This window comes from Ramlibacter sp., from assembly GCF_029866045.1.
Classification (GTDB): domain Bacteria; phylum Pseudomonadota; class Gammaproteobacteria; order Burkholderiales; family Burkholderiaceae_C; genus Ramlibacter.
In genome coordinates this window covers 1-7131 of record NZ_JARXAB010000118.1, presented here as the reverse complement: position 1 = coordinate 7131, position 7131 = coordinate 1, and the positions used below count along the sequence as shown (strand labels likewise).

Below are 7131 nucleotides of genomic sequence, written 5' to 3'. Positions count from 1 at the left end.
CGCTTGAATGCTTGTGCACAAGTCCGTAGCTGATGCGTAAGGCGCAGAGAGCACGCCGAACATAAATGCAAACAATAAAATTGATTTGCGAAAATAAGACATAGAACAATCCTCTATAAAATTTGAAAAGAATGGATTTTTTATTCTCTTCGGTTGATAAAATTGATGAATAAATTGCGAGTCAAGCTTGCAATACTCAGAAGCTGTTAACCCAATTAATTCTCCTAACCCAATTTAAGGCATTCCTGCCGATAGCCACCTAGACGTCTTGACAGACTTGCAGAACAATTCGCGACCCGATGCCTTTAAGAGTGGCTGGCATGCTCAAAAAAGCCAGGTCCTTGATGTACGAGATTAATTTCTTGATGATGCTCTTGGGGTCATAAGACTCCTGGATCAGGTCGCGCTGGCGCAACTTGGCGTACAGCTCATTGTCGGCGCGCAGGACAACTTCAGCAAGGCTTGCAGACCGACCCACAGGCCGCCCTGGCCGTGGATTCGCAGCGGATGCAGAAGGTCAACGCAGCCTGGAGCAGGTACCTGGTGCTGTTTGCGGGCCTTGGCCTCATGGTCGATGGGTTTGCCGAAAGGCGGGCCCATGCCTATGAGTCGGTCCTAAAGGGCTCGAATCCCCGACTCCACCAAAAATAGGGGCCTTAAAACTGAGCGAGTTAGTTAAACATTCGCTTCTGGGCCTCCAATAAAAAGTCCTCCAAACTGCTTCTTAGGTATTGAGGCAGCCTCAGGCCCGGCACCATGCGGGGCTTTTTGCTTTCTGGCCGTCAACGCGGACAAAAAAGGCTGCTGCATCCAGCCCGCACGAGACGATCCGACCGAGGGGCCACTTCGATGAGGGCAAGATTTGCTCCAGTAAAATTTAAATACTGTGCTTTGCTCGCTCGTATGGCGCGAGCAACAGACGATCAGCCCCCCGAATCGAACGCTCTCAACCGAGGAGCGCTCTCAACCGAACAAGGCCCCGATGCGACTCCACTTCCCCAAGCTGCGAACGAGTCTGACCGCTATCGCCCTGTGCCTCGCGACTAACCTGTCCGCACAGGTCCCTGAGTCTTACTACACAGCATCCCCGGCCACGATCATCAACGAGATGCGTCAGACCCCGCGCCCCCGGCCCAACATGCCGCTTGCGGACGTGGTTGAACTCGACAAGGTGGTGCTTCCTCGCGCAAAGATCTGCGAGCGAATGTTCTACGACGACGCCAGGATGATGGAGATCATCAAGGCCTGGAGGCCGCCGCAACCCAACGAACTCGCCAACGAGTGCCGGCGAATCATTGCCGACAGCAATGAGATGCAGAAGTACCTCGCGCGGGTCCGACAGGCGGAACAGGAGCAGGCTCGCAGGAAGGCGGACGAAGAAAAGCGGGTCGCCGAGGAGAACCGGAAGAAGGACGAAGAGGCAAGGCTGGCAGCGCAACGCGAGGCTTTCCTCGCCCAACAACCGGGTTTCCTGCTGGTGCTCAATACCGGATCGCCCACTTTTCAGGTCACCAAGTCACTGGATGGCAAGACTGTGATCCGGCGCAGCGCCAATGCGTCGAGCTCTCCAATCCGCGTCGACTTCGTCCGCGCATCTCCGCGGTCATCCGGGATTCTGTTGGATCGCTATGCGCGGCAGTCAGCGACGGTGATCACCGAGCTCAAGGCTTTCGTCGCCGAGGCAGCCAAGGCGCAGGGCCTTGCAGTGGACACTGCGGGCCTAGAGACCAAGGAGACTCGGACCGCCATCGCATCCAAATGCGTCGGCGAGGCGGGTCCCCCGGCAGAAGCGGGTCAGGCTCCGGCCCCGCTGACCAAGGTGTGTGCCAACCTGCAGATCGGCTTGGTCGACCGAGCAGAGATGGAGCGCATCAAGCCCTTGATCGATTCAGGCCAGATCGTTGTGCTTGCCGAACTGTCCGGCGCTCAAGTGCAGGCACGCGCCGACGCCACCGCAGCAAGGGTTGCTGCAGCGGCAGAGGCCGAAGCACAGAGCAATCTGCAGATCACCTCGCAACTGGCGGCGCGACCGACGCAATTCGTCGCCATCACCTTCCCATCCAACAAGAAAGCGGCGTCCTGCGCGCTGAAGGCCCAGAGCGTGGAGGGCTACGGCTGGGCTGTGGGCGGCTACGCGTCGCTGGCGGACTTTGCCAAGTCTGCACGCCTCGAGCCGGACTATCGATTCGACGAGGTCGCCGACGATGTCGAGGCGCTTTGGACCCTGATCCAGAAAGGTGCTTGCTCGGGCGCAGTTCTGACGGGCGCCGAAATGGCCAAACTGATCCCGGCAGTCCAGCGCGAAAAAATCTCCTTCACGATGCTGCCGCTGCGCGATAAGGCCGAGTTGCATCCCGCCTACGCGAAGGCGCGCGGCTTTGAAAGCCTGAGGCAGCTCGAGTTCGCTTCGGAGTTGAAGACCAGCGCAGCACGAGTAAAGACCCTCGCCGGTTTCGGCGTGACGGATACGAACGGATTCCGAGCTGCGACCGCTCGCATGACCGGCTCGGGATATTCGAAATCAACCGAGCTCGATGCACTGATGGAGTTCCTGGACGACGAAGCTGAGGGTTCCAAGTCGCGCCGCAGCGCGACCCAAGTCCGTAGCGCCAGACTGGCCGCCGACCAGGCCCGAGAGCGCGAGCGAGCCGAGAAACTGCAGCGTGAGCTCCCTCTCTATTCCATCCAGGTCCTCTGTTTGGAACCGATGGGCCATCTTGCGGAAACCATGGTCGGGTATCTGGCTCGATCACCAGCAGCGTTCATCCAGATCATGTCGGGTAGCGCCAGCCGCTTCTGCTCGCAGGTCGCCCTGCCTGTGAGGGATCCCAACCTGATCACCTCGGCACGGCTGATCGACCGGGATTCGGGCGGCGCTGAGTATTACGTGACCAAAGCGCCGGATGGCCGGGGCATGCTCGGCTTGATCAAGCGTCGCGGCGGCTGAACCCAGAATTAACACTGCTCAGGGATTCACCGCGGCGTCATAGGCGGGTTTCTTGGCAGGGCAGATGGCCTCCATGATGGCCTCCATCACGGCCGGGTTGCCCCACGGCGGTGATGGGTTGTGAAAACCCTCAGGTTTTCGGCGTGACGAATCGGTCCAGGAGACCTTGGTGGCGATAGGCCCACTGCAATATGCTGTGCTGCACTTCGTGGGCATCCGGCGGTGCGGCAGGTTTTGATTCCATCGCTGAGGGTTCACCCAGGCGTTCCGCGTTAACCTGCGTATGTCCAAATTGCAGTGACTGGCGCAAGAAGATGGTGCAAAGTTCCTGCGTGGCGCTTTTGATTCGGGCGCTGGCTTCCGGTCCGCTACGCGTGGTGCGGTCGGTGAAAATGCTGTGCCCGCCCGCGTTGTACACCGCCAGGGTTCTGGGCGATTTGGCCATCGCGTCAAAGATCACAATGCGGTCCTCGACCGTGCTGCGATAGCCGGGCAGGTTGATGGTGTCTTCCAAGCTGGTGATGTGCAGTGTCGGCACACTCACGCTCCCGAGCGTCTCTGGTGCAGGCCCTTGGCCCTGCAAAGGCGGCGCCGAAATCAGGATGGCTGCGCGGATGCGTCTGTCCCCAAGTTCGCCCACGTAGTCAGGGCCTGCATTCACCCGTGCGCCGGCGACCAGCATGGCCGTGTTCGCGCCATAGGAGTGGCCAGCCACTGCAATTTTTCCGGCGTCAAACATTTCCGCCTGCTCAGACCCGAGGATGTGGTCCAAGGCAAATCGCACGTCCAGTGCGCGTGCCAGCGCTTCGGACTCCAGCGCCGCTGTCTGCAGGCGTTGCAACAAAAACAGCGGGTTGCCCTGCCATACACGGTTGTCACTGCCAACATGTTGTGTATGAAGACTCGCCATACCTGCATTGGCCCAATGCCGGCCAAGGTAGCTGTAGCCCATTCGCGAACCGCCCAAACCGTGCGAGAACACGATCAGCGGCACCGGCTGCGCAGAGGTGGCCTGGAGGGGCAGGTACAAGCGCAGGGGTACGGCTCTTTGCCGTCCGGCATCGAAAAGTTCAAGATCCAGGACGCGATGGCCGAGAGTGGTCGAAGCCATCGACCACCCGGCCGGGCCGGCGATCGCCAGACCAGATGCAGCGGTGGCAAAGCTCAGTGAGCGTGTGAGGAATGCGCGGCGCTTCATCAGGTCGGAACGGGCCGGGGTTTTGAGGAGGGTGTTCGTTTTGAATTGAGCTGCCAGTCTAGCCCTGCAGGGGAGTTTCCCCCAGAAGCTCGCCTCAGCCTAGACCTGTGTCAGGGCGCTTCAATCAACCCTGAGCGTCCCCCAGTCCTGAATGGGCGGTACGCCAGCCCGGCGCCCATCCCATGGCTCAAGGGCCGCTCAGGCCAGAAGTGCGTCCTTCACAAAGTGCATCCGGTCTTGACCAAAAAACATCTGCTCGCCCACGAACAGGGTGGGCGCACCGAATGCTCCCCGTGCGACAGACGCATCGCTGCGCGCGATCAGGTCGGCTTTGACATCCGGATCGGCCACCATGGCCATGAAGGCGTCGGCATCAAAGCCCGCCTGCGTGAGCACCGCCATTGTCTCGGTAGGGTCGTTGAGGTTGCGTGGCTCCACCCACATGGCGTGGAACACGGTGTCGACGTAGCGCTCAAAGTCCTCGGGCTGGCGCATCAGCATCCCGCAGGCGCCGCGCATCAGCGCTAGGGTGTTGATCGGGAAGTGAGGGTTCAACACGAACGGTACGCCCCAATACCGGGCCCAGCGCGCCATGTCTTCGAATATCCAGCGGCTTTTCGCCGGTACACCCACCGGGTTGGTATTGCCCGACGCCTTGAAGACGCCGCCCAACAGGATGGGATGCCACACCAGCGCGGCTCCCGTTTCCTGCGCGATGCGCCGCACCTGGGTGTAGGCCAGATAGACGGCGGGGCTGCCGAAGTCAAAGTGGAATTCGAGGGTTTTGGTGCTCATTTTTTTGTCCGAAGTGAAGCGTTCAGGTTGTGGCGGTCTGGTTCCGCCCGTGGGCAAGCGGAGGTCTTGAGATGGGAGGCTCTTACTTGATGTACGGGCTTTCGGCGTAGTTCCACCAGGCACCGCCCCTCATCTGTGTGGGTGACTCATTGCTCACAGCTGCCCTCTTCGATGGCGTTCATGAACCACTCCGCAGCGGTGTTGGCGTGAACTTGTGGCCCGCTGAGTCCAGAACAATAGATCCGGGCGCAATCACCCACAAGCTATCGACTTCCCTCATGCCCGTCGGAAGCAGCCCTTGCGCGAACCGCCGAATGACAGCCTGCGGATCACCGCCGCGCCGGTACGCAGCTGGCGTTTTCGACCGTGCTGCGCAGGCTGCTACCACCCACTATGACGCATGAACAACCGCACGTGTCCGACCTTCATCATGATGGGCATAAGCACTCGCGATAAGGAGTTTCAGGCCTGGCGAGATACATCGGCTGGGTGTATGGGTTGCGGCCCTCAAGGCCCCGGGCGACGCGATTGAAGCCCCCGCCTGCCTTCAGCCTCCGGGTAAACCCGGGACGATTGCCCCTATGCCGCCAGAGGGAAATCGGTCATTCTCGGGAGTGAAAAGACGAGTGGCCTCCGGCCCCAGGAAGCGGGGCAGGCTGCAGTACTTTTTCATGCCGCGCCAGACCGGCCGGCAACCCGAGACCACAAAAAGAAGGAGAACGATCTTGATACGCTTCAAGCTCAATGGGCAAAACGTCCAGACCGACGCGCCCCCGGGCGAGCCCCTGCTGCAGGTGCTGTCCAACGACTTTCAGATGAACGGCCAGAAATTCGGATGCGGCAAGGCCCAGTGCGGCGCCTGCACCATCATGATGAACGGCGATCCGGTGCGCAGCTGCGTGGTGCCGCTGTCGGCTGCCGACGGTAAGTCCCTCACCACCGTCGCCGGTCTGGCGGTGGGCGGCAAGCCCAGCCGACTGCAGCAGGCCTTCATCGACGAACAGGCGGCACAGTGCGGGTACTGCACCGCCGGCATCATCGTCCAGGCGCAGGCGCTGCTTGATCGCAACCCCAAGCCCACCGACGCCGAAGTTCGCAGCGCGCTCGATGGCAACCTGTGTCGCTGCGGTGCCCACAACCGCATCGTGCGAGCGGTGCTTCGCGCTTCGAAAGGAGCCTCTGCATGAACCCGGTTCAATTCGAGCAGGCTCCGGCCAAGGCGGCGTCCTCGGGCCGTCGCAACTTCCTCAAGTCGGCGGGCTTCTTGTCCCTGGGCTTCACCATCCCCTTGCTGGACGTGCATTCCCAGGCCACTGCGCCGGCTGCCGCGCCGGCCGCCGCGCGGCCGCAGTTGCCCGGCGATTTGCAGCAAAACCGCCAGCTGCGCGCCTGGATCCGCATCCTCAGCGCCGAGAAGTCGGTGCAACTGCTGGTCGGCAAGGTGGAATTGGGCCAGGGGATTTTGACGGCCGTTGTCCAGCTGTGTGCCGATGAACTTGACGTTGACATCAGCCGTGTGCAGGTGGTCTCCGGTGACACGCTGCTTGTGCCCAACGAGGGTGTCACCGCAGGTTCGTTCTCCATGCCCAATTGCGCCACGGCGGTTCGCCAAGCCTCGGCTGAAGTGCGCGCCATCCTGCTCGATCTGGCCGCCACGCGCCTGGGTCAGGGCATGGCCGGCCTCAAGGTGGTCGACGGTGTCGTTCAGGGCAGTGGCAACGCGCAGGTGAGCTATTGGGATCTGGTCCTGGGACAGGCCCTGGATCGTGAAGCCAATGGACAGGCCAAACCCAAGCCCGCCTCCGAGCACCGCTACATCGGCCGCTCAGTTCCCCGGCTGGACCTGCCCGCCAAAGTGCTGGGGCAATCCATCTTCGTGCAGGAGCTGCGGCCGGCGGGCATGGTCTATGGCGCTGTCGTGCGTCCGCCCACGTACGGCGCGTCGCTGACCGCTGTGGACCTGACAGTCGCCGAGCGCATGCCCGGCGTGGTCAAAGTGATCAGAAACGGTAGCTTCCTCGGAGTGGTCGCTCGTCGCGAGGCGCAGGCGCAGGCCGCGGCCCGCGCGCTGGGCGACAGTTGCCAGTGGAATGTGCCCAAGCGCCTGCCGGGCACCCAGGCCATGCCGGCCTGGCTGGAGGCCACCAAGCCTGACCGGGTGATCGAAACCCTCAAGAAGCCCCGCACCAAT

The 7131-nt window shown here is 61.5% G+C and carries 5 protein-coding genes; 3 read left to right on the top strand and 2 right to left on the bottom strand.

From position 1 onward, the window contains the following. Positions 1-982 precede the first annotated feature (982 nt). Positions 983-2947 carry a hypothetical protein gene (locus QE494_RS12705; RefSeq protein WP_300043794.1) on the top strand — a complete coding sequence of 655 codons (1965 nt, stop codon included), beginning with the start codon at positions 983-985 and terminating at the stop codon, positions 2945-2947. A 130-nt stretch (positions 2948-3077) separates the two neighbouring features. Here QE494_RS12705 and QE494_RS12700 read toward each other — a convergent pair whose 3' ends face one another. After that, entirely contained in the window at positions 3078-3977 is a 900-nt protein-coding gene (locus QE494_RS12700; RefSeq protein WP_300043792.1) for a hypothetical protein, read from the bottom strand. Positions 3978-4343: 366 nt separating this feature from the next. Beyond that, entirely contained in the window at positions 4344-4940 is a 597-nt protein-coding gene (locus QE494_RS12695; RefSeq protein WP_300043790.1) for a 2-hydroxychromene-2-carboxylate isomerase, read from the bottom strand. Between the two features lie 725 nt (positions 4941-5665). On the opposite strand from QE494_RS12695, the gene QE494_RS12690 reads away from it, so the two are divergent. Together QE494_RS12690 and QE494_RS12685 are read left to right on the top strand one after the other, a co-directional pair. Next, positions 5666-6127 carry a (2Fe-2S)-binding protein gene (locus QE494_RS12690; RefSeq protein ID WP_300043788.1) on the top strand — a complete coding sequence of 154 codons (462 nt, stop codon included), beginning with the start codon at positions 5666-5668 and terminating at the stop codon, positions 6125-6127. Continuing rightward, a partial coding sequence (locus tag QE494_RS12685) for a molybdopterin cofactor-binding domain-containing protein (RefSeq protein WP_300043787.1) occupies positions 6124-7131 on the top strand: 1008 nt, incomplete at its 3' end. The genes QE494_RS12690 and QE494_RS12685, both read left to right, overlap by 4 nt.